Origin of the sequence: uncultured Tateyamaria sp., from assembly GCF_947503045.1 — a bacterium.
Lineage (GTDB): Bacteria > Pseudomonadota > Alphaproteobacteria > Rhodobacterales > Rhodobacteraceae > Tateyamaria.
Genome location: NZ_CANNCF010000002.1, coordinates 177,838 through 200,427 on the forward strand (window position 1 = coordinate 177,838; position 22,590 = coordinate 200,427).

Consider the following 22,590-nt stretch of genomic DNA (forward strand, 5'->3'; position numbering starts at 1 on the left):
ATCGTGCGTGGTCAGGTGGTCTGAGAGGACAGCAACATGCAGGTTGAAACACTTCCGAAATATGAACGGGCCTATCGGGTCATCCTCGATCGTTTGCGGGCGGGGCGCTACCCGGTCGGAGGGCGCATGCCAACGGAAAGCGAGTTGGCCAGCCACTTTGATGTCAGCCGGGTCACGATCCGCAAGGCGCTCGATATGCTGGTGCAGGACGGATATGTCGAAAGCAAGCAGGGCAGCGGGTACACGGTTCTGACGTTGTCGCCCGCCTCTGATACCTGTCTGACCTCTTTTACCGACGCGATGCTGCGGGCGGGACGCGAGCCGACCTCGCGCTTTGTCTCGATTGATCGCTTTGCGCCGGGCGCGCCGGAAACGTCCACCCTGCCGCCCGAAATGCGCGGGTCCGAAATCACCCGCGTGGTCCGTCTGCGCATGGTCGATGGCGAGCCGACGATGCTGGTGATGACCTATGCGCCCAGTGCCCTGCTGCACGAGGCAAGCCCTGCCGATTTCCCCGAAACCGGTCCCGAACAGTCGATCCTGCGCATTTTGCAGGCCCGGTTTCACCTCGAATGGTCGGCGGCTTGCGAGGATATCAGCCCGGTTCTGGCGGATGCGGATATGGCGCAGACCTTCCGGATCGACGAAGGCACACCCCTGCTCCGACAGGCTTGTTCGGCATATGATGACAACGGGGCGATGGTGTTTCACGAGGATGTCTATCGCAACGGCCCGCTCAGCTTCAGCCTGACGCAGGCCTCGCGCAAACCCCGCTATCCATTGCGAGGATCCTGACATGGCGTCGTTCACCCCGCTGCCCGAAGAGTTGATGAAAGAGCGTCTTGCGCCGCCCTCGGATGGGCCGGTGCGCCTGCTGATCGACACTGACACGGCCAATGAGATTGACGACCAGTACGCGCTGGCCTGGGCCTTGCTGTCGCCCGAACATATGACGGTCGAGGCGGTCACGGCCGAGCCGTTTTCCTTTGCCCACCACCAGCCCGAATTGCTGGCCGCCGAGCGGGCAATGGAGGCGGGGCAGAACCATCAAGAGCATCTGGTTGGCGGGTTTCAGGGCTGGATCGACCGGCTTCACAAGGTTGGGCAGCGTGCGGCAGACCTGAACTTCATACTACCGCCCGAGGGGATGGAGTTGAGCTATGCCGAGATCTGCCGGGTCTATGACAAGCTGGGAATGCCCTCTGATGGTCGCGTCTATCGCGGTGCGACGCGCTATATGGAACATGCGGATGACATCGTGGAATCGGATTCGGTTGATGTCATCATCGACCACGCCATGTCCGGCGATACGCCCCTCTACATCGCGGCAATGGGATGCGTGACGAATATCGCAGCCGCGATCCTCAAAGCGCCGGAGATACGCGAGCGTATTGTCGTGATCTGGACCTCGGCCTACCCGTCCCATGCCCCGCATTGCAATCGGCCCTCGCTCAACCTTGTGCAGGACGTGCATGCGTCGCGGGTGATATTTGACAGCGGCGTGCCGCATATTTACCTGCCCGGATATCACGTGGGTGCGCAGCTCAAGATTTCGCGGCCCGAGATGGAAGCCCATGTCAAAGGTCAGGGCGCGATTGGCGACTACCTGCATCACCTTTTTACCAACAATCCGCTGCATGACATGTTCGCAATCGACGATCGGGCGCGCCGGACGTGGGTGATCTGGGACATTATCGACATCGCGTGGCTGATCAATCCGGACTGGGTGCCGACCATACTCACCACGTCCCCGATCCTGAACGAAGACCTCTTTTGGGAGAAATCCGATACGCGCCATCTGATGCGCGAGGCCCATGATGTACAGCGCGACGAGATATTCCTCGATTTCTATGACAAGCTGGCGCGCGCGGTCAGGTAAAATCGCGCCGATCAAGATGATTGCGCATCGGCACGCGGCCCAGAATGTCCATCCCGCACCATGAGGCGAATTCGGTCAGGGCATCACTGTGCGTGCCCGGCACCAGAATGAAATGATGTTCCAGCCCATGCGCCATGACCGAGGCCACAACATCTTCGAGGCTCGCCGCTTCACCGTCTATTGTGAAATCCTCAAGCCAGCCGCGACAGCCGGTGAACCCGCTGGGATCGCGCCCCGCGACGGTGGCCGTCATCGCAAAGAAAGCCCCCGCATTGCGGGCGACCCGGAAGACGCTCACCGGACCATCGGCAAAGACCAGATCGCTGATCGCGCCATAGATCGGCCCTTCTTCGGTGCCGCGTCCGATCATCGGGTGGTTGATCCAACGCGCACCCTTTGCATCCGCCAGATAAAGCGGCCCTCCGCCGCCATGCCACATCAGCAACTGTCCGGCGTCCAGATCGGGTTCGGTCATATCAAGCACATAGCCGACCTTGCCGGTCAGCGCCCGGGCGAGCAGTTGCGTGATGGCCCCCAGCACATCCCCTTCGGAGGCCACGGCAAGGTTTTGCGTCTCTTCCAGCCAGGTGAAAGCGGCGCCGGGGTGCATGCCGGGATTGGCCTGCAATGCGGGCCAATCGCTGACCGCCAATGCGTCATATTCCCCGTACTTTGCCATATCTGACAGGGCCAGCGCCGCACGGGCGGTGAGGGTCATTTGCGTATCCGATACGCCATCGACCTTTGCCGCCCGCGCCATGGCCAGAACTTCGGTTGCCGCGCGCGCCTCGTCGATGGCCTCCATCCGGTCGGTGAGTTCGTGAATATCGTGATGGGCCACATCGACCCCGAGGCGGTGGCGCAGGTCAGAGGTCGAGACCTCCATATTGTAAAATGTCATGGCAAGCCCGCCGATCACACCGATCCGCGCACCCTGCAGGGCCTTGACGGCACGGATGGCGCGCAACGTGGTGGTCAGGCGGGCGCGCAAGGCCGGACTGTCGGGCGCGCCGTGATACCATTGGGCAGGATTGCTGGACAGGTCACGCACCTGACGGGCAATGGACATCGACATGTTCAGCGATACGAAATTGTTAAGCTGCACATCGCCCGTGCGCACCGGCTCCGGCACGGACCAGAACCCGCAGCGGAACGGCGACGCAGCAACGGCACGCGCTACGTCCCCCATGGAAAAACCGCCATGCAGAACAAGGACAAAATCCACTCCGTCGGTCTGGAACGCGTCGAGCACCTGCCGGGTCTCGCGCGCATCCATCGGGACGGTGCCTGCGACAACCAAAGTGGCCCCTTCTGCTGCGCACAACTCGGTCAAGGCCGCCTCGGCCGCGGCCCAGACGCCGTGTTTTTCCGGGAAATAACTTGGCAGCGATGCCTTGATCAGCCCGATTTTCATATCCGCAAATATCCTCCGTCCACGACAAGGGACGTGCCCATGACGTATTTGGCAAGGTCGGATGCAAGATAGACGCAGGCATCCGCAACCTCTTCGGGTTCGCCCCAGCGCCGGGCCGGGATCATGTCGAGGTACCCTTCGCCGGTTTCGGTGCCGATGACCGGGTCATCCTCGACATTCATCATAGTGCGCATGATGCCCGGATTCACGTTGTTGACGCGAATGCCCATGGGCCCCAATTCGTCTGCGAGCGCATAGGTCAACAGACGCACAGCACCTTTTGACTGGTTGTAATGCGTGAACCCGCCCGTGCCGCGCATGCCCGCAATCGAGCACATGTTGATGATCACGCCGCTTTTGCGCTTTGCCATGGACCGCGCCGCCATCTGACTGCCAAAGAACACGGATTTAACGTTCACGTCGATCATGCGGTGAAAGGTGTCTTCGGTGGCTTCAAGAAAGGGCTCTTTTTGCAGGATACCCGCGTTGTTGACCATGATGTCGACGCCGCCCCAGTCTTCGGCAGCGGCGACAAGGGCTTCGAGTTCGGCAACCTGCCTGACATCGCATTTGACAAATCTGGCCATGCCCGGCGTTTTGGCGTTGATTTCATCCGCCGTGGGTTCGCCGCCCTCGCGGCCTTCGGGGGTGAGATCAGCGACGATAACCTTTGCGCCCTGATCGACAAACGCTTTGGAAATCGCACGTCCATTGCCGCTGGAACCGCCAGTCACGATTGCGATTTTGTCCTTCAAAAGCATAGCGTTCTCCTAATCCAATGCGGCGATCAACTGGCGCAGTCTTTGCCGCCCTGTCTCCTTCAGCCACGCGCGCAGCGCCTCTTCTCCGGCATCACCGAATATCCCGACGGCATCAGACCAGATCGCGCGGCCACACATGAAGCCCCGGAATGGAACCCCCGCTTCCCGCGCCATCTTGAGAGAGGCCTCAAACCATTCAAAGGCAACGCCGGCACTGAGATAGACCAGATCGACCTGGCCTGCCGCAGCGGCCGCATCGCGAAACGCCTGCAACGCATCGGCGCGGGTCATGTCGGCTTGCCCAAACCCTTCGACAAAGTTCAGGTCGACCGGAATTTCGACCTTGAGGACATCGACCCGAAATCTCGGATCGGCAAAGACCTCGGTGGCGCGCCGCACAAGGCCGGGTTTCAGTGCGGCATATTCCGCCGTGCCCGGGTCGGTCGTGGGATGATAGACCAGCGGTTCCATCAGGAACTGGATGCCCGCCGCGCGGCATTGCGCACCAATATCTGCCACAAGGTCCTGCTTGCGCGTATTCAGCGCCGCATCGTCGTCGGGGGCGTAATACATGAAGAATTTCAACAGCGGCACGCCCATCTTGGGATAATCCGCGACTGTGAAATTGTCCGGCAGGACGGTGATCCGGTCCTCATCCGAGATGTGGTAGACATCCGCCTCAAAGGCGAGCATGCGGGTGCAGCCATCCGGGTAGCTGGTGAGCAGGTCGGGGCCACAATTGGCATCCACCAGCACGGTGGACGCGTCAGGCCCGAGCGTTTCCAGAACCGCGCGTTTGAAGGTCAGCAGGTCGTCTTCCTGCTCCTTGTCCCCGCGCGCGGATTTGATCGCGGCAGCCAACCCACTGCCTGCATCAACTGCAACGCCATGAAATGGGTCGGCCATCGCTCAGCCTCCTTGCCGGTCAATATGCGGGAAATGCGGGGCCCCATGGGGCATGCGCCACAGGCGCATCATCTCCTGCGTTGGGGTGAACAGTGAGATCGAAAATCCACCCATTTCCTGCGTCGTGGAATAAGAGCCGATCATGGGGGACACCGTTTCGATCCCTATTTCAGCCAGCTGCTTGGCAACCTCGCCGTAGATCGTCAGCAGCTCCATCTGTGTTGTGCCGCCACTGCCATTGATCAGGGCAACGGTCGGTGTGCCTGTCGCAATTGGCCGATCGTCCAGCAATTCGGCCAGCATGAAGGCGACAAGGTCCCGGATCGGCTCCATCTTCCGGCGACCCACGCCGGGTTCGCCGTGCACACCCATGCCGATGAACACTTCGTCGTCCGGCAGGGTGAACATCAACTCGCCCGTGATCGGCGACACGCCGGGTGAGACAGCCGCACCCAAGGTACGCGTGGCGGCACGGACCGCAGCGCCAAGCGTCATCAGATCATCGAGCGCCATGCCTTCTTCTGCGGCGGCGCCGAGTATCTTATAGATGAACATGGTACCTGCCGCACCGCGCCTGTCCTCTTCCTGACCCTTTGGCGCAGACGAGATGTCGTCATACATCAGCAAGGGCTGCACATTCAGCCCGTCATCCTGCGCCTCCATCGCGGCGGCCGTGCCGTTGATCACATCACCCTCGTGGCGCGAGATCAGCAACACGGCACCCGCCTTGCCCGTGACTTCTTCGATCCCTTCCAGAATGGCGTCTGCGGAAGGCGCGGCAAACACATCGCCAACCACATTTGCATCCAACAGACCCTCGCCAACAAAACCCATAGCGATGGGTTCGTGCCCACATCCGTTGCCGATCAGCAGGGCGACCTTGCCTTCCTTGGTGCGCAAGGTCTTTCGCCGCACCACACGCGGGCTTTGGCCACGCGCCACGATCTGGGGGAAGGCCGCGACAAACCCGTCGATCATGTCGTCGGGCATACGCTCCTGGCTGTTGAAAAGCTTTTTCATGTGCCTCTCCATGTTGCAAAGACATCCAAAAGGACCGCCACGGATGTTGCTCCGGCATCGACATATCCCACGCCTGCGCCTGCGACATGTTTGGCGCGCCCACGCTTTGCGGCCATGTCTTTTGTGGACCGTCGGCCCAGTTCGGCAGCCTCTGCCGCCGCGCGCGGATCTGCGGCCTGTGATGCAGGGAACAAGGCATCGAGTAGCGTTTTGTCTCCGGCCTGCGCCTGACCCAATTGGGTGATCCGCGTGGCCGCATCGCCCAGTGCCGTACCAAGGTCTGAGCCCTGCTCGACCTTGGCCAATGCGGCAATGATCTGAGCAAAGAGCGACCCTGACGCCCCTCCCGCTGCCCTGCGAAACGCCTTTTCGGGCGCGTCTTCGGCAGCAGCCGCAGCGCGCAACCCTTTCAGGATCGTAGCCCCGTGATCACCATCACCTGTCGCGGCATCAAGGGCATTCAGCTCTTGCTCCAACGCTTCAAAGCGGGTGACACAAAGGGCGAGGAAATCCTTCATCCAAACGTCTCTTGCATGAAGGCCAGCGCGCGTCTGGCGGCATCGGTCGGTTCGGGTTCGATGTTGCGCCAGATGTTCAGGTCAGCGCTCGCAGGGTTGCCTGCGATGACGAACATCTCGGCCACAATCCAGCCGTTGTAATTGGCGTCCGCCAACCCGGCCTTGACGTGATCCCACGGGACATGGCCCGACCCCGGCGCGCCGCGATCATTGTCCGAGACATGAAAATGCACCAGCTTGTCGGCCGAGGCGGCGATGCTGGCGCGAATATCCTTTTCCTCCATGTTGAGGTGAAAGGTATCCAGAAGCGCGCCCACCCGGTCCGAGCCCGAGGCGCGTGCAATCGAACAGGCCTCGTCAGCGGTGTTGACCAGATCGGTTTCAAAGCGGTTCAGCGCCTCGATCCCAAGCGTGACATCATTGTCCGCCAGCACCTGATCGAGCGATCCCAGCGCTTCGGCGGATCGGGCGGCGCGGGTTGGTTTGTTGAGCGGGTCAAACACGCCCCACGGGGCAAACACGACGCCCGCCAATCCGCGCGATCCGATCTTGGCCGTCGTTTCGATGGCCCATTGCAGATATTTGACACCAGCCGCACGCACGTCCGCATCATCTGACGTGATGTCCTTGTCCGGCGCCAGCCCGTCAGAGCAGGTGACCTCAAGCCCGTGATCGCGTACGGCCTTGCCAAGGGCGGCTGCTTTTTCATCGGTCATGCCCAAAAGGGAGACCTCGACGCCATCGAAACCCAAATCGGCCACAGTGCGCAGGATGGGAACAATTTCGTCCGTCCATTGCGCCTGCCAGAGACCTGCGTGAATGCCGTATTTCATGTGCTTTGCTCCGTCAGTTCCAGGGCTGCGGTGAACACCGCCTCGTTGCTGATATCGAGTTCCGCCAAGTCCTCGGGCGCCATCGGGTCCATGAACCGGCGCCCTGCGGTCAACTCGTCCCAGACGACAACCAGTGCGACGCCCGGCACACCAAAACGGCGGGCGGCGGCGATTGAGGTTGCTGCCTCCATTTCGACGCTCAGCAGCCCGTCCTTGTGCCAGGTTTCATACATCTCGACCGTTTCGGCAAAGAGCGAGGCAAAGGTCACGTGCGGGCCGACATAGACGGTGCGATCGCGGGCCTTTAGGGCATTTGCGGCCCTTTCGACCCAGTCCGGGTCGGCGCGGGTCAACCCGTCTTTGGTGTAGTGTTCGGCCACACCGTCCTCGCAGCGGATCAGGTCGGGGACGATGATATCGCCCGGTTTCAGCTGAGGCTGCAGCCCACCGCAGGTGCCGATCTGAACGACCAGCTTGCACCCAAGACCCGCGAACATCTGGGAAACCTCGACCGCACGCGGCGCCCCATAGGCCATGCAAAAGACAACCTTCTTGTCCTTCCAACGACCCCAGAAGATGTCCGGGAAGCCCAGCTCTCGCACGTCGCTAAGGTGTTTCAGGCGCATCTTTTGCCGCGCGTCACGCCACCATGACCCCTCCATGATGACGACGTCTGGAATGTCCTCTTCGGCAAGCTTCAGACCCCCGAGCCACTCGTCCCGGGTCACCTCAAAGATGGAGCGGAAATTCACCGTCATTCGATCACCCATAGGGTTGTGCGTGGCATGTGAATGGGCAGATTGCCGCCCTTGGGATGGTTTTCGATCTCGTTAGGATTGACCACCGCCTCTAATGCGGTGTCGCCCACGCGCAGCTTAAGCCGGGTTTGGGTGCCGAGATAGATGATGTCCTCGATTACGGCATCAAGGTTGTTTTCCCCGTCTGCATCATGCCCGATCCGCACGTTCTCGGGCCGGAATGTCAGCTTGCCGGCGCCGGATTTCGCACCTTCAGGCAGGACCAGCTTGCCCAACGCGCAATCAAACGCCCGACCATTCGAATGGCCGGGGATAAAGTTGTGGCCCCCGAAAAAACGCGCTGTCGCCTCGTCCACAGGGCGTTTGTAGAACACGTCGGCCTTTTCATATTGCTTCATCTGGCCATCAAGGATCAGCGCCACGCGGTCAGCCAGAACAACCGCCTCTTCCTGATCATGGGTGACAAAAATGGTGGTGATGCCCATTTCCTGCTGCAGCGAGCGGATGAGGTCACGCATCTCAAAGCGCAAATGCGCATCAAGGTTCGACAGCGGCTCGTCCAGCAACAGCACATTGGGCTGCACGATCAGTGCCCGGGCCAGTGCGATCCGCTGTTGTTGCCCGCCTGACAGTGCGGACGGTTTGCGGTCGCCCAGGTCGGGCAGTTTGACCAGATCAAGCATCTCGCCAACGCGGCGCTTGATCTCCGCGGGGTCGGTTTTGCGCATCTTCAGACCGAAGCCCACATTGTCGGCCACGCTCATATAGGGAAACAGCAGGTAGTTCTGGAACACCATCACGACGCCGCGGTTTTCCGGCTTGTCGCGCAGCACGGACCGCCCGTCAAAGCAGACATCGCCGGAAGTGGGTTCGAGCAGGCCTGCGATCATCTTCATGGTCGTGGTCTTGCCACAGCCCGACGGACCCAGCAGCGCGGTCAACTCTCCGGTCGGGATTTCGAGCGACAACCGATCCAGCGATGGTTCCGTAGCGCCCGGATAGACCTTGGTCAGTTCTTGAATCGAAACATGGGTCAAATCTGGCCAAAGCCTCCGACTGCGCCACTGCGTCCGGACAGATGCTTGGCGGTGAGAAGTAGAATGATGATGCCGGGCAGAATGTAGATCATGCCGATGGCGCCCGTGATGTCGTTGCGCCCCGAAGTGGCGAAGTTGAACAGCAACAGCGGCAGCGTTTCGACGCGGCCACCACCGATCAACAGGGTCAGGATGTACTGGCTCCACGAGACGAGAAAGGCGAACAGGCCGCCAACGATGATGCCCGGGCGGATCGCGGGCAGCGTGATGTACCAGAACGTTTTGAGCGGCGACGCACCCAGACTGCGCGCCTGCGCCTCAAAGGCCGGATCGTAATTGGCAAAAACCCCGGCCATCACCAGAACCATGTAAGGCAACGTCGGGATCAGGTGGACGAGGATCACGCCCTCGACCGAGTTGGTCAGCCCCATGGAGATAAAGATCGAGTGGATGCCAAGCACCACGGCAATGCCGGGGACGATTGTGGGGGCCAGGATCATCAGTTCGACGATCTCCTTGCCGCGGAATTTGTACATTCCCAATGCACGCCCGGCAGGCACGCCCACAAGGATCGACAGAATGGTCGCGACCAGTGAAATCCAGATAGTGAGCCACAGGCTGTCCAGCACCCCGGCGGTGTCGGACATGGCATATTCCCACGCCCGCATGGACCAGTTGCGCGGCAGGATGTCGGGATAGAACCAGCCCTTGGCAAAGGACCAGATCGCCAGCGGCACAAGCGGTAGGATCAGCCAGGTGATCAGTACTGCCCCGGTCAGGACGCGAAAGCTTCTTATGCCAAGGGGTTCCTTGCCCATGTCTTATCCCCTGATCCGGCGGCGCGAATAGCGCACGTAGAAATAGATCATCAGCGCGCTCAACAGAGCGATGACAATGGCCATGGCCATCGCCTCGGGGCGCGCGGCCAGATCGACGTCGGTGTATTTGCGATAGGCCAGCACCGGCAGCGCGGCGGGAAAATTGGCACCGAGGATCGCGGGGATCTCGTAAGCGCCAAAGGTGAAGGCAAAGACCATCACACTGGCCGACAGCACACCGGGAAAGATCAGCGGCAGCAGCACATGACGAAAGGTCTGCCACTTGCTGGCCCCAAGCGAGCGCGCCACGCTTTCGTAGTCCTCGCCAATGGATTGCATGTTGGCCAGAACGATCACGCCGATGAACGGGATTTCCTTCCAGACATATTGCAGGATGATCCCGATCGCATAGGGGTCAAACACCAGTGCCGGGAAATCGCTGGGCCGCTGGATCATGCCAAATTCGGCCGCCAGACGCGCAAAGCTGCCCGATTGCGAGAACAGGTAGAGGATGCCGATGGCACCAACCAGATGCGGCACAGTCAGGTTCAGTTGAAAGAGGAAATTCACAACGCCACGCCCGATGAAATTGCGGCGCAGCAACAGGGCCGCGCCAATCGCGAGGATCGAAGAGATCACCGTCGAGGTGAACGCGATGTGGAAGGTCAAAAGGAACGAATAGTAGAATTCGCGGTCAGTAAAGACAGAGGCATAGGCGCTGAGGTCCGGTTCGGTCAGTCCGATCACCGGCATGTAGTTAAAGCTGCGCATCAGCCCGATCAGCAGGCCGCCGAAAAAAAGGACCACGATAATGGACATGGCCGGCAGCAGCAGCAGAAAGATTTTCATGCGGTCCGACATTGCGCCCTGCACCCACCGTCTTTGAGGTCTGAAGGAAAAGTCCCTGCGATGTCAAAAGCACCGCAGGGGAAGTCACAGGGAGAGACTATTGACCGACGTTTTCCAGCCAGCCCTTTTCGATTGCCGAAATCCAGGAGGCCTGAAGTTCGGGCAAAGCGACCTTTGCAAGTTCTTCGGCAGGCACCACGTTGGGGTGCTTTTCGATGGCGTTGAACTTGGCTTGTACATCATTGCTTGTGCGGCTGACTTCGATGGCGGGCGCCGCGCCCCACACTGTTGGAAGCGCCTTTTGATGCTGCGCCTCACCTGACAGCAGCACGTTTTGCAGAACCAGCGCCGCCGCTTTGTTGGGCGAGTTGAACGGGATGATCGTGTAGTTGGTGTTCCCGATCGTGCCATCCGTCAGGCCATAGCCTTGGGTGGTTGGCGGGAAGGTGCCGTTCTCGATGTTCAGACCAACGCCAGCAGGTTCATAGTTGAAAGTAAGATCGACTTCGGAGTTGGCATAAAGCTGTTCCATCGCCGAAATCGAGGCCGGGTATGTTGCCCCTTCGCGCCACAGGTAGGGCTCAAGATCGTTCAGGATGTCCCAGGTCTTGGCCGCAACCTCGTCATATTTGGCCTGATCAAAGTCACCCAGCAGATTGTCGACGCCACCAGCCGCATAATAGAACACGTGGCGCACAAAGACCGATCCGTTGAAATCCGGTGGTGCGGGATAGGTGAAGCGGCCGGGGTTGGCTTTGACCCAGTCAATAAGCTCGGCGATCGAGCGCGGCGGGTTGTCCATACGAGCGGTGTCATAGGCAAAGGCGAACTGCGCCTTGGACCACGGCACCTCGCATCCCTCGACGGGTACACCAAAGTCGTTGGCAATCGCCGGGTTGTTCCAATCGACCAGCGCATTGTTGGGCAGGACATCCGTATAGCCGCAATAGGCCAGATCACCCTGTTTCATGGTGCGGAAGTTCTCGCCGTTGATCCAGATCATGTCGACAGACCCGTTGTCGAGCACGCCGGATTCCTTCTCACCCAACACGATGTTCACGGCCTCGACCGTGTCGCTGAGGCCGACCCGGTTCAGCGTGATGTCATATTCATCCTTGAGAATGCCGCCGACATATTCGGTGACATATTGGTTGATATTGTCCGAACCGCCCCACAGGAACCAGTTCACCTCGCCACCACGGGCAAGCTCTTCGATTTCCGGCCAGGACATAGTGTTGAGGGCTTCGCCGTCAGCCGTGTCGCTTGTCGCCATCATCGGCATCAATGCCATCGCAGATGCGAAAAGGCCCATTCTCGTCAGCGGTCGCATGTTTCTCTCCCTTGGTTTTTGAGCTTGCGGTTTTGCATCCAGACACCCCTGTTTCATCAGGGCGTCAATTCTCCGTTCCGCCAGAACGTCAGCGTCAAAGCACGTGCAGGTGATGGTTCGGATGGCAGCATTTCGCAATATTTGTATATACAACTTGATAGCAATCACTTTTACCTGTCAAGCCAATAATCCGTCTTTTCAACCGTCCTTCACAGACATCGGATTGTCCGGATCCGCGGCCCATTCTTGCAGGGACGCGGCATAGACACTGACGTCTTCATATCCCAGCTGCACCAGCACAAAAGCCGTCGCCGAGGCAAGGATGCCTGCGCCGCAATAGGTGATCTGGCGTTGATCTGGGGCACCGTCATACATGGCCTGCAGGTCGTCTTTTGATTTGAAGGTGCCATCCTCTTTGAACATGGACAGCGCAAAGACGTTGCTGGCCCCCGCAATGTGACCCGGGCGCGCATATGCGTTGTTTTCACCCTGAAAGCTCTCAGCCGACAGCGTGTCGATCAGGCAGGTTTGCGGATCATCCAACGACGTGCGCACGTCGCTTTGCCGGGCAATGACGTCAGGGCGCAGCGCGAGCGACAGCATGCCGGGCACAGGCGGGTCAGTGTCCTCTGAGATGGCATAGCCTGCGTCGGTCCACGCCTTCAGGCCGCCATTCAGAACAAAGGCGTTGTCAAATCCGATCCAGCGCAACATCCACCAGACCCGCGCAGCCCAGGCGGTAAAGCTCTGATCATAAAGAACAACCGTCGCACCATCATGCACGCCAAGGCGCTGCATTTCATCACGAAACTGCTCCGCATCCGGCATTTGAAACAGCATGCTTCCGGTCTTGCCTGCCAAGGCCCCGACAAGGTCCGCATGTTGTGCGCCGGGAATGTGGCCTGCATCGAACTGGGCCTTGCCGCTGTGGTAAACCGTTTTTCCATTGTCATCCGACGACGGGGAAACCGAACAATCGAGGATCACGACATCCTCGCGGTTCTGGTTTTCAAAAAGCCACTGGGCCGAAGCAAGGTTGTTCATGGTTGATCCTCTGTTCGAATCTCAGCGCTTGGAATTGCGTCTAGCTGCAGAGGTTCAGACGTCTTCATCCGGATAGCATAAATCGTTCAGGTCAACGTTGACATAGTCCGGGTCGGGCGTCGACGGGAACCGGATGGCCTGAATGGTCTCCCTGCCCTCAAGCACCGCTTTGACCACGCGGTGCATACCGTCCATCAGACGCCCCTCGCTGCACAGCAGGATCGGATATTGCAGATCAGCTTGCTCAACCAGCGCCATATGCGCGGCAACGGCGCGCGGCGTCGGAACGTCGTCTTCGGTCTGAAACCACCAGAGTTCATCCAATTCTGATATCTCGGACAGCGGGACAGGATGGGCTGTCAGCGTCCGGGCAATCCGCACCAGACGATGAATATCCCAGACATGCCGGTCGGCCCCGACGGCTCGGGTGTGGTACTGCTTCCTCATCCAATTGCCCCGCTCGATGCCTTTGGCCAAATGCATCATAGACGCAAATCTGAAGCAGAGACAAAGGCCGGCATATGGAGCACGGCTTCAAACGACGCGTGTCACTTGGTCAGGATCAACTTGCCAGCCCGCGTGATCCGCAAGAGGTAGGTCTGATTGCCCAGAACGATTTGCGCCTGATCCGCGCCTTTCGTGAGGTCCTCAGCTGCATAGGTCGGCAGCGTATTTGGCGCAGGCTTCAACGTCTCTGGGGCGGGCTGATAGGTCATCGGTTGCGCCGTTGTGCATATGTGCTGCCTTGATCGTAACGATCAAACACCCATTCCATGCTAAGCCCCTGAGGCAATCCGACCTGAAGCCAGATTTCGGCCATCTCGGATCGGTCCGGGCGGGGTGTGCTGCGTTCTCGGATGTGGTCGTTCAAACGCTCTGCGATATCTCTCATCTCGGGAATCCTTTCATCTGACGATTGTCGGGCTTCCCCGGATGAAATCGGGGTGGCTGGATATTGCGATTAATCTGAGTATTTTAATAAGGTATGTCAATTCAACATTCCTGAACGTGCGTGGAAGTGATGGGAGGAGGCCCGGAGTGTTGGTCACGCAGATCGATTCGACGGACTGTCGGACTTTGGGTGGCCACACTGTTAAATTGACCAAAGACAAATGCTTAGAGGAATTTTTCATTTCAAGATGTGACACTGAAACCAGTGTCTGGCGGGCTTCACAGCTTAAGGCGCAAACCTGCCGGGTGGGTCAGCAAACACCATCTCGGGCGCAAGGCAATTGCCCATCGTGATCTAGATCAGCCGGATGTGCGCGGCAGATTCCCGGCGAACACATCAGGCAAGCAACTTTTCCAGGGCCGTTTCATCTGCCTTGGCCTTGTTGATCGGCCAACGCGACAATGTGCCAAAGGCGCTCACGGCTTCGGCCATCGATGTATGCGGCGGCAGGGCCCCGCCGGTCTCTCCCACCGCCAGCGGTTTGTAGGTATCAATCGCGTTCTCCAACCGTTGAAAAAGTGCCGCAGCGGCTGGCGTGGAATCGACCGCCTCTTCGACTGCGTCCGCTTCAAAGTCCGGATCATCCGTCGCGGGGAAACTGTCGGGGGCGGGCCAAGGTCCCGCATCCGACGCCTCAGCCAGCAGACGGTCAATCGCGGGCGTGTCCCGGCAGGTGGAATGCAAAGGCGGGGCCGCTTTGCTTGCGGCCGACACAAAACGGCGCCAACCGGTGAGGCTCAACTTAGGCTTGCCGGGATACGACGCGTTGGACGTTCTGAGTTCGACCTTGAGGACCTCGCCGTCATCCGCCAGTTCCTTTTGCAGATAGTCGACCAGACGTACGCAGATATCGTCGTCGTTCTGGATGGCGGCAATCGACAGGCCGCTCGACATCAGGGCCGGTTTGGCCGCCGGATCGTTCAGTTCGGTCGCACCACAGGCAATGCAGCACTTGGCCAGCGTCGAATTCAGCTGCAATGCAGCGCGGGCGAGACGGCGGTTTGCCGGGTCTTCCTTGGCGGCCTTGTAGGCGTTCCACCCCTTGCGCACCTCGTTCCAGCCATGCACCCGCTGAACGGCCGTGTTCAGGGCCGCCGCCATTGTCACCGCGCCGGACACTGCCAATCCGATACCCGACGGATCCAATGTCGAAACGACGGACGAGCCGACCTTGAGAAAGGAAAACACTGTGTCGATCGCGGCGGTGTTGCGATGGACCTTGGCGTTGTGCAGCGCGTTTTCGACGGCCGAAGCGGTACCGCCCTGCCTTGCCACGGCAGTTTTCATCACATCGACCCAGGCGTTGTGCAGCTCGACCTTTTTCTTGAGGATCATGCCATCCTTGATCAGCTTTTTGCCCGCAACGGCAATAGACACCCCCGGATAGACCGAGGCCAGCACCGCGAGGCCCCCATTGACTATTTCGAACAGGGTCAGCGCGGTGTTCAGTTCCGCACCCTGCCCCATTGCCTTGTCCAGCGCTGCATGGGCTGCCGCCAGTTCTTGCGGGTCGACCACATCAAGCTGCGGCATGGCCTTGGAATACATTTCCTCGACTTCGAGCAACTCGGCCGCGATCTCGCCGCGGATTTCCGCGACGATTTCGGGAGAACTCAGGCTTTGCAGTGCCTGTTCAGCGGCCTCCATCTGGGCGTCGTGCATTTCCTTGGTGAACTGCGCCTCAAGGACGACATCCACGAGGCTTTGTTGCTAGACCAGTGATGCGGCGCTGGTCAGAATGGCCTCAAGCTGAGCGGCCTGTGTCGCGTCAAAGGCGGTTTCCTTGTTCACAGCACTGGCCGATCCGCTGTCCACGCCCGGTTCGGCCAATCCCTCGACGGCTTCATCCGCCACCCCGACACCTGCCTGGCCAACCGGCTCGCCAGCTTGTCTTCCAGCGCGCGCAGATCATCCATGGCAGTGCCGATATTGCTTCGGTTCGAGAACCACCCGGTCTTGCCCGCCAGTTGCTTGTCGATCTGGTCCAACGCCTTGACCACGTCGCCATAGGCCTTTTCGTCGGCCTTGGCCTGCTCGAACATGTCCTTGAAGGCCTGATGTAAACCGCCATCGGGTTTCTTGGCGCCACTGCCCACCAGTTCGGCCAGCAGACCCGCCGGATCGCCCGCCTTGGGATAGCTGGATTCGATGCCGCCAACGCGTTCGAGCTTGGTTTTCAATTCCGCCGCGACATAGGTTTCAAACCGTGCATACATGGCGGCCGAGCGGCATTTGGAAATGCCAGTCTTTATGTCTGCCATGAGGGCCAGCGACTCGTCCGTTAGATTGGCCACCAACTGGTCCGCGTCGCCAGCCGCACTGATCACGTTGTCGCCCAGCTCGGGCACCGTGGCGTGGGACAGGTCATCAAGCCGGTTTGCCGTTTCCCTTAGGGCGGCAGCCGTCTCGCGCGGGATGTTCTTGTTCTTCAGCTTGGGCTCCTTCGCGCCCTGATGCTCCTCAGTCTTGATGCGATAAAACTGGTCAGGTTCGCTGCCCCGCGCCCGGAATGATGATCAACAGCGCGCGGTCGACCCGCGCAATATCAGTGCCGGAAATGGTTTCGGTCGAATAGACATCCAACAGCTTGGTGTTGAGCGCGCGGGCCCGCGGTGCCGCCTCTTGGGTGCGCAGATATTCATCGCTGCCCGGAGCGAATGCGGCGGGCTGAAAGGCCATGCGCGCATCGGCCAGATCGTGGCAGAAGGTGTCCAGTTCCTTTTCGATGGCAAACAGGGCGGGATCGTCGGCCGCAAGCACCAGCCGGTCGCTGGTGCTGACCAGCACGGGGCGCAAGGCTGAGACGTCACCGCCCTGCCCCCAAAAGCGATCCAGATCGACCATCACCGACTTGGCGCGCGCGATCAGGTCTGCGCGCAAGTCGCTGACCGGTTTCGGCTGAAGCATGGGCACCTGCCGTTGACGGTGAAAATGCGTGCGCATGGTGCTGGCCAGTTCGTACATCGCCCAGGCTTCCTTAACGGCAGACGGAGTCTGGGTGCGCAGAGTCGTGGCACTTTGCAGCGCCGCATTCAATGCACCCGCCTGCGCCATACTCAGGCACATCACATCAGGCTCGACCAGATGCATCCGCGTCGTGCCGGGCAAGGGCGTGGTGACATCCGCCGTGATCGCGGCGCCAGGGCGGCAATGTCAGCCTCAAGCTGCTTGTCCAGCGCTGTTGCCACGGACGTATCGCCAGAGACCTTGGTGTCGCCACTGGCCAGCGCGCCTGCCGCCACATCCGCGAGCAACCCGTCGCCAGCAGCCATCGTCGAAAGGGCTGCCCCGACCGCGTCCGCCGCAACATCGGCCTGCCTGTTGCGCGTCCATGTCCGCCTTGACCTCTTCGCGTGTGGCGAAACCTGCGTCAAAGGCGTTCAGCGTCTCCTTTCGGTCAGTCACAACCACCAGTTGCGCGGCGACCTGCTTGAGTTCCTCGCGGATGCGCAATATCTCAACCGCATGTGGCGCCGGGGTCGCATCGCGCAAGGCTTCCAGCCCGGTTTTGCAGGCCGTCAATGCAGCATCAGCCGTGTTGAGCCGCGTACGCTCTGCGGCCACCAACTCCATCCGTTTGAGGTCGCGCACGTCAAGGGACGCCCGCTCGACCGTGTTGGGTGCGGCCTGCGGCGGGGTTTGCGTGGCAACGCGCGCCTCAAGCGTGGCGCGCTGTTGGTCCAGAGGAACGGGGGCAACGGGGGCTGGCGCGGCCTGTTGATCATCGGCGTCTGCAGCGGCAACCACTTCGAACCCAACGATCCCTTCGGCCAGCGTATCCACCTGATCCATCAACCGCGAAAGGTCAGCGGCCCCCTGAATAAACGCGGTCACGGCAGTGGAGTCGCGCGTCTCGCCCAGCGCTTTGACAAACTCTTTCTGATAGACGTCCAGCTTTTGAGAAAACAACGGATCACTCTCCCACGCGTCCGGATAGCCGGCCCTGCTCCAGTCACCGGTTTGCAGGCGGTCAAGCTTGAACTTCACACCTTCGCGCGCCTCGGCATACTGCTTGTCGTCATCAACGATTGTGCTTTTGGTCTGGCGTATCTTGTCGCGCGTCCTGTCACGGGTGAACACGCGGCCCTTCAGTTTTTCCTCAGGCACCTTGAGATGCGAAATCAGAAAGATCCGCTCGTCTATGGTGATGTCCGGCGGCATCTGGATGTCAAATCCCTTGCCCATGTCAGCCCTCTCTCTGGCGCGGTGTCACGCTCACAACAGCGAACACACGGCGCGCAATACATCCACCGCATCCGCCCGCACAGCCACGCTGCGAAACCCGTTGCCGCTGTCCACGGTGTTGAAAACGGACTGTTCAATTCCTTCAGCATCTTGTCTGCGACTTTTCCGGCGGCTTTTTGATTGCCCTGCCGCGTTTCGGCGTCGGGTGATGCAATGACAGTCTGCAACGCATCTTCCAGCGCCTGATCAAGCCCACCCAACTGGCGGAGAAGTTCATCCGTTTCGCCCTTGATACCGGTGATACCGATCTGCGCGCAGCGCTTGAGGATGGCGGATTGCAGAGCCTTCATCTGCCCATTGAGATCCTTGCGCGTCCGCTCCCATTCCGCCTTGGCCTTTTGGAAAGGCGTGACATCTGCATCGCCGGACAAAGCCTCGGCCGCATCATCCGTCGCGGGGGCATCCACCGAAGGTTGCGCCGTCATGGTTAGAACAAACATCTCAAGGAATTTGCGGCCTTGGTCCGAAACCATCTGTGTTGCTATAGCCGTACTTCTCAAAAGCCTTTTTAAAAAAGCTTCCCGGCATCGCATTCGGCGATCCGTCCAAAATCAACAAAAAGGCTTGGATACCAAAGATATGTGACCACCCCAGATCAAAGGGCTGTTCACTTGCCTCAGGTCATTTTTCCCAAATTAAAATCATATCTAGCATGCTGCAGCCATTTGGCACACCAAGCAGCCTTTTTGACTGCGGTCGTGTCGGAGCGGGCAACGAACGCAGAGTGCATCACCTAGCCTATGGTCCGGTACAAGGTACACTGGCTGTTGTGGCTGAATGGTTTGTATCCGCTTCAATCGCAACTGGGTTGCCGGAGAGATTGCGGCAGCATCTTTGCGAACAAACAGTGATGGTAGGTTTTTTTTCGGCACTGGAGCGCGGAACACACAGTTTCGAACTGCGTTTTACAACTCACTAACACAGCGGACCAAGAACGACCCGTGTCCTTCACTCTATTCGTCGCCGGACCGGAAAACTCCATGCGGGGATCCGCGCGCAATAGCACCAAAAATAGATCTCAAACTCACCTGCCAAGTGCCGCCCTCATCAGCATCTGCCTAAGGGCAGACATCGAAAAACCACCAACGTATGAGAAGCTCACGAAAGCCCCGTCGGGACGTTCTGGCGTCGTGGCAGTATTCAAGATGGGTGTTTGACGCCCAACCAAAGGCGCCAAACATTCTGTGTCAAAGTTGCGCGAGATAGTCCTGTTCCAGCTTCGTGCGCAGCTCCGCCAGCTCGCCACTGTCAGCCATGCCCTTGATGATGGCGTCCACCACCGGAACCACATCCTGTTTTGACTCGTGGACATAGTGAAACAGCGGTTGGTCGTTCAGCGCCGGTTTGATGTCCTCGACGCCCTCGATCTTGAGTTTGCGGATCGACGCAAGACCATCAAGATAACTGGTCAAGGCAATGTCCGCACGCCCCCCTTGGACAAGCTTGAACATCGCACTGGGATCGCTCACCTCGTTCACATCAGACACACCTTCGGTGATCGCGTGTGTATGTAGAACGCCAGTAACAATCACATTCGAATAGTTGTTCAGGTCTTCCTTCTTGGTGACGGAAACGTCGGAACCGGTCTTGCGGAACGCAACGGTTTGCAGGCTCGACAGCGCCGTTGGCACCCGGATCAGCGATTTCACATTTTCGCCCAGAGCAAACACCCGCAGCGTTTCCCCGTCCATCGCGCCAGAGGAAGCCTGTTGCAGCGCCCGCTTACCGGGCATTGGCGTGACGGAAATGTCAATCTCGGCCCGTTTGTACACTTCTTTCAATAGCGCCTCACCAACCGCCTGCTCGGCAAGACCGTCGATGCGCACAAATTTATACGGTCCCATCGCAGCAAAAGCGCCGCTTGGGACAACAGTTGAAACAATGGCTCCGCTCAATACGCCAAGAGCGCCGCGTCTGGTAATCGTGTTCATGTTTTCTCCGCTACATAAGGTGTAAAACGCCGCGCCGCCGGGCCCCGGAGCACGCAGTTTCAGTGGCGAAACGTGTAGCCAAGAAAGTCTGAAACATCGGTTAAAGACTGTTCGGATTTCCGGAAACTACCGTTAGCAAGATGGCAACTTTCCGATTCTAGTTTGCACGGGCTGGAACGAGCCGGATGCGAATGAATGCCACAACTGTCCATTAAACAAAAACTTTTGATTCCAACGCAAGCGTCTGTTCTGTTGCTTGTTTTGGGGCTGACGTTCTTTTGGGCGACGAAATACAGCGCCGAGCTGTACCAGAATTTTGAAAACGAATATCAGTCGGCCAAGGAATATATCGGTCCTTCGCTTGTTGAGGCGGTTTGGGACTATAATACGGACAGTGTTCAGAAATCGATTTCAGGCCTGGCGCGCGTATCGTCATTTCAGTTTGCGCAAGTGACGTCCTCGGGGGACGTCATGGCACGCACCTCAAACGAGATGGAGTGGCAAGAAGAGTGGAATGCACTTATTTCGCAACTGTCCGAAATGGACCCGGCACAGGACACGATCATCAATGTCGGTTCGCTGCGAATCTACCGCACGCCGCTGCACAGGGACGATGGGACGGAAATTGGCGATCTTTACACCGCTTACACGCGCGCGTTCGTCGAGGCCGATATTCGCCAGGCCAAAACGATGGCCGCGATCATTGGCGCCTTGGCCTTCATCGGTTTTGGCGCGATGCTTTATGCAATTTCGCTGTCCGTCACGCGCCCGTTGGAAAAGTCACTGTCGATCATTGCCAAGCTTCATGACGGGGACACGGAATTTGAAACCGACCTTGATAAACGCGGGGATGAAATCGGGCTTCTCGGTCAGGCGCTGATCCGCTTTCGCGACACGATGATCGAGACAAGACAATTGGAAGCCGAACGCGTTGAGGCGGAAACTGCGCAGAAAAAACTTGAATCCGAACGGGAACAGGAACGCCGTCAGCGCGAGTTGGATCAGCAAAAGGCCAAGGCAGACAAGGAACGGCTGGAACGTGAACGTCTCGAGAAAGAACAGGCGTTGGAGGCCAAAAATGCGGCCATCAACGCGCAACGCGCTGAAGAACAGCGAGGTGTCGTTGAAACATTGGGCGAGGCATTACACGCCTTGTCGACCGGTGACTTGTCATCGACAATTTCACAAACGTTTCCAGAAGAGTACGAGAAGTTGCGGATGGATTTCAATACAGCCGTCAACAGCCTGAATACCGCTTTCGCCGCCGTGAAAAACAACGCTGTCTCCATTCATAACGAGGTGGCAGAACTCAGCAGCGCAGCAGACAGCCTGTCGAAAAGAACCGAAAGACAGGCCGCGACGCTGGAGGAAACGGCCAGCGCCTTGGATGAGATGACTGCTTCGGTCAAGACATCTGCCGAAGGGTCCGCCGAAGCCAACACCATCTCGGTGCAGGCACAGGAGAAGGCAAAAGAAGGGGCCGAAGTCGCAGACGCAGCCGTACGCGCCATGGACGAAATCAAGTCGTCGTCAGAACAGATCGGCCAGATTACGTCGCTTATCAACGACATCGCCTTTCAGACAAATTTGCTGGCGTTGAATGCCGGAGTAGAAGCCGCCCGTGCCGGAGAGGCGGGCCGAGGGTTTGCCGTCGTTGCAACCGAAGTGCGTGCACTGGCGCAACGGTCCGCGGATGCGGCGCGCGAGATCACGGCTCTCATCGATACGTCCCGTGAACATGTTCATCACGGTGTCGAATTGGTTGAGAAGTCAGGCAATGCGTTGACCCACCTGTACTCGTCCGTGGAAAAGATTGCCGGGCGGCTGTCCGGAATTTCGACCTCGACCAACGAGCAATCCTCCGGGCTGAGCGAGATCAACGCAGGCGTGACAGACCTGGATCACGTGACCCAGGAGAATGCCGCCATGTTTGAAGAAATGACGGCCGCAAGTTTTGCGTTGCGCGGAGAAGCAGAAGCCCTCAGCAGTGCGGTCGATCAATTCTCTTTGGCACGTGATTCTGAGGATATCTCTCAAAACGAAGGTGAATTGAAACACAAATTGAATTATGTCTCTTAGAATTTCTGAAAATTCGAAAAAGTGCTATCCATTTCGAAAGTACATTTAATGAATTCCACGCAGTTTTTTACGACGGGCCGAACGTTTAGATTATAAGACATGCACGTCAATCAAAAACCTTCTGCTCCCAGTCAGCCTGATTTCAATGGGACGAAACCCAACCTAACATTCGACGATATCCCCTTTCTCGTCGCGAGGGGTTGGACAACGGTAAAT

Annotated in this window: 24 protein-coding genes; 3 read left to right on the plus strand and 21 right to left on the minus strand. The window is 58.9% G+C overall.

Annotation, left to right across the window (positions count from 1 at the left end; translation table 11 throughout):
* Window positions 1–36 precede the first annotated feature (36 nt).
* On the plus strand, window positions 37–795 hold the full coding sequence (locus Q1A89_RS09310) for a GntR family transcriptional regulator (RefSeq protein ID WP_299726684.1): 759 nt from the start codon (window positions 37–39) through the stop codon (window positions 793–795).
* A 1-nt stretch (window position 796) separates the two neighbouring features.
* The gene (locus Q1A89_RS09315; RefSeq protein WP_299726686.1) at window positions 797–1,879 is read left to right on the plus strand and encodes a nucleoside hydrolase; all 1,083 of its coding nucleotides are present in this window, start codon (window positions 797–799) and stop codon (window positions 1,877–1,879) included.
* Here the strand turns inward: Q1A89_RS09315 and Q1A89_RS09320 are convergent.
* The 21 genes from Q1A89_RS09320 to Q1A89_RS09420 form a co-directional block, all read right to left on the minus strand.
* Window positions 1,872–3,293 (minus strand): hypothetical protein, encoded by a 1,422-nt coding sequence (locus tag Q1A89_RS09320; RefSeq protein WP_299726690.1) that lies wholly within the window; start codon window positions 3,291–3,293, stop codon window positions 1,872–1,874. The two genes, Q1A89_RS09315 and Q1A89_RS09320, sit on opposite strands and share 8 nt — an antisense overlap.
* Entirely contained in the window at window positions 3,290–4,054 is a 765-nt protein-coding gene (locus tag Q1A89_RS09325; protein WP_299726693.1) for an SDR family oxidoreductase, read from the minus strand. Before Q1A89_RS09325 ends, Q1A89_RS09320 begins: the two co-directional genes overlap by 4 nt.
* Before the next feature lie 9 nt (window positions 4,055–4,063).
* A complete protein-coding gene (locus Q1A89_RS09330) occupies window positions 4,064–4,960 on the minus strand; it encodes a tagatose 1,6-diphosphate aldolase (RefSeq protein ID WP_299726696.1) in 897 nt (298 codons plus the stop codon).
* A gap of 3 nt (window positions 4,961–4,963) precedes the next feature.
* Window positions 4,964–5,980, minus strand: coding sequence for a dihydroxyacetone kinase subunit DhaK (locus Q1A89_RS09335; protein ID WP_299726699.1), 1,017 nt, complete (start codon window positions 5,978–5,980; stop codon window positions 4,964–4,966).
* Entirely contained in the window at window positions 5,977–6,498 is a 522-nt protein-coding gene (locus Q1A89_RS09340) for a DAK2 domain-containing protein (protein WP_299726702.1), read from the minus strand. The genes Q1A89_RS09335 and Q1A89_RS09340 overlap by 4 nt, the downstream gene beginning before the upstream one ends.
* Window positions 6,495–7,331 (minus strand): sugar phosphate isomerase/epimerase family protein, encoded by an 837-nt coding sequence (locus tag Q1A89_RS09345; protein WP_299726705.1) that lies wholly within the window; start codon window positions 7,329–7,331, stop codon window positions 6,495–6,497. Before Q1A89_RS09345 ends, Q1A89_RS09340 begins: the two co-directional genes overlap by 4 nt.
* Window positions 7,328–8,101, minus strand: a complete 774-nt coding sequence (locus Q1A89_RS09350; protein ID WP_299726708.1) for a hypothetical protein — start codon at window positions 8,099–8,101, stop codon at window positions 7,328–7,330. Before Q1A89_RS09350 ends, Q1A89_RS09345 begins: the two co-directional genes overlap by 4 nt.
* The gene (locus tag Q1A89_RS09355) at window positions 8,086–9,126 is read right to left on the minus strand and encodes an ABC transporter ATP-binding protein (RefSeq protein WP_299726711.1); all 1,041 of its coding nucleotides are present in this window, start codon (window positions 9,124–9,126) and stop codon (window positions 8,086–8,088) included. The genes Q1A89_RS09350 and Q1A89_RS09355 overlap by 16 nt, the downstream gene beginning before the upstream one ends.
* Window positions 9,123–9,944, minus strand: coding sequence for an ABC transporter permease (locus Q1A89_RS09360; protein WP_299726714.1), 822 nt, complete (start codon window positions 9,942–9,944; stop codon window positions 9,123–9,125). Before Q1A89_RS09360 ends, Q1A89_RS09355 begins: the two co-directional genes overlap by 4 nt.
* A 3-nt stretch (window positions 9,945–9,947) precedes the next feature.
* On the minus strand, window positions 9,948–10,793 hold the full coding sequence (locus tag Q1A89_RS09365) for an ABC transporter permease subunit (protein ID WP_299726717.1): 846 nt from the start codon (window positions 10,791–10,793) through the stop codon (window positions 9,948–9,950).
* 97 nt (window positions 10,794–10,890) lie between these two features.
* The gene (locus tag Q1A89_RS09370) at window positions 10,891–12,123 is read right to left on the minus strand and encodes an ABC transporter substrate-binding protein (RefSeq protein ID WP_299726720.1); all 1,233 of its coding nucleotides are present in this window, start codon (window positions 12,121–12,123) and stop codon (window positions 10,891–10,893) included.
* A gap of 198 nt (window positions 12,124–12,321) precedes the next feature.
* Window positions 12,322–13,167: a sulfurtransferase gene (locus tag Q1A89_RS09375; protein ID WP_299726723.1), complete on the minus strand. Its 846-nt coding sequence runs from the start codon at window positions 13,165–13,167 to the stop codon at window positions 12,322–12,324.
* A 54-nt stretch (window positions 13,168–13,221) separates the two neighbouring features.
* Window positions 13,222–13,614 (minus strand): hypothetical protein, encoded by a 393-nt coding sequence (locus Q1A89_RS09380; protein ID WP_299726726.1) that lies wholly within the window; start codon window positions 13,612–13,614, stop codon window positions 13,222–13,224.
* Between the two features lie 101 nt (window positions 13,615–13,715).
* Window positions 13,716–13,883, minus strand: coding sequence for a hemin uptake protein HemP (locus Q1A89_RS09385; RefSeq protein WP_299726729.1), 168 nt, complete (start codon window positions 13,881–13,883; stop codon window positions 13,716–13,718).
* Complete coding sequence (locus Q1A89_RS09390) at window positions 13,880–14,059, minus strand: hypothetical protein (RefSeq protein ID WP_299726732.1); 180 nt, start codon at window positions 14,057–14,059, stop codon at window positions 13,880–13,882. Before Q1A89_RS09390 ends, Q1A89_RS09385 begins: the two co-directional genes overlap by 4 nt.
* Window positions 14,060–14,455: 396 nt before the next feature.
* Window positions 14,456–15,817, minus strand: coding sequence for a hypothetical protein (locus Q1A89_RS09395; protein ID WP_299726735.1), 1,362 nt, complete (start codon window positions 15,815–15,817; stop codon window positions 14,456–14,458).
* Between the two features lie 89 nt (window positions 15,818–15,906).
* Window positions 15,907–16,467, minus strand: coding sequence for a hypothetical protein (locus tag Q1A89_RS09400; protein ID WP_299726738.1), 561 nt, complete (start codon window positions 16,465–16,467; stop codon window positions 15,907–15,909).
* Between the two features lie 136 nt (window positions 16,468–16,603).
* Entirely contained in the window at window positions 16,604–17,227 is a 624-nt protein-coding gene (locus Q1A89_RS09405) for a hypothetical protein (protein ID WP_299726741.1), read from the minus strand.
* Between the two features lie 51 nt (window positions 17,228–17,278).
* On the minus strand, window positions 17,279–18,304 hold the full coding sequence (locus tag Q1A89_RS09410) for a hypothetical protein (RefSeq protein ID WP_299726744.1): 1,026 nt from the start codon (window positions 18,302–18,304) through the stop codon (window positions 17,279–17,281).
* The gene (locus Q1A89_RS09415; RefSeq protein WP_299726747.1) at window positions 18,259–18,897 is read right to left on the minus strand and encodes a hypothetical protein; all 639 of its coding nucleotides are present in this window, start codon (window positions 18,895–18,897) and stop codon (window positions 18,259–18,261) included. The genes Q1A89_RS09410 and Q1A89_RS09415 overlap by 46 nt, the downstream gene beginning before the upstream one ends.
* 654 nt (window positions 18,898–19,551) lie before the next feature.
* Entirely contained in the window at window positions 19,552–20,208 is a 657-nt protein-coding gene (locus Q1A89_RS09420) for a transporter substrate-binding domain-containing protein (protein ID WP_299726750.1), read from the minus strand.
* A 282-nt stretch (window positions 20,209–20,490) separates the two neighbouring features.
* On the opposite strand from Q1A89_RS09420, the gene Q1A89_RS09425 reads away from it, so the two are divergent.
* Window positions 20,491–22,374 (plus strand): methyl-accepting chemotaxis protein, encoded by a 1,884-nt coding sequence (locus tag Q1A89_RS09425; protein WP_299726753.1) that lies wholly within the window; start codon window positions 20,491–20,493, stop codon window positions 22,372–22,374.
* Window positions 22,375–22,590: the final 216 nt, after the last annotated feature.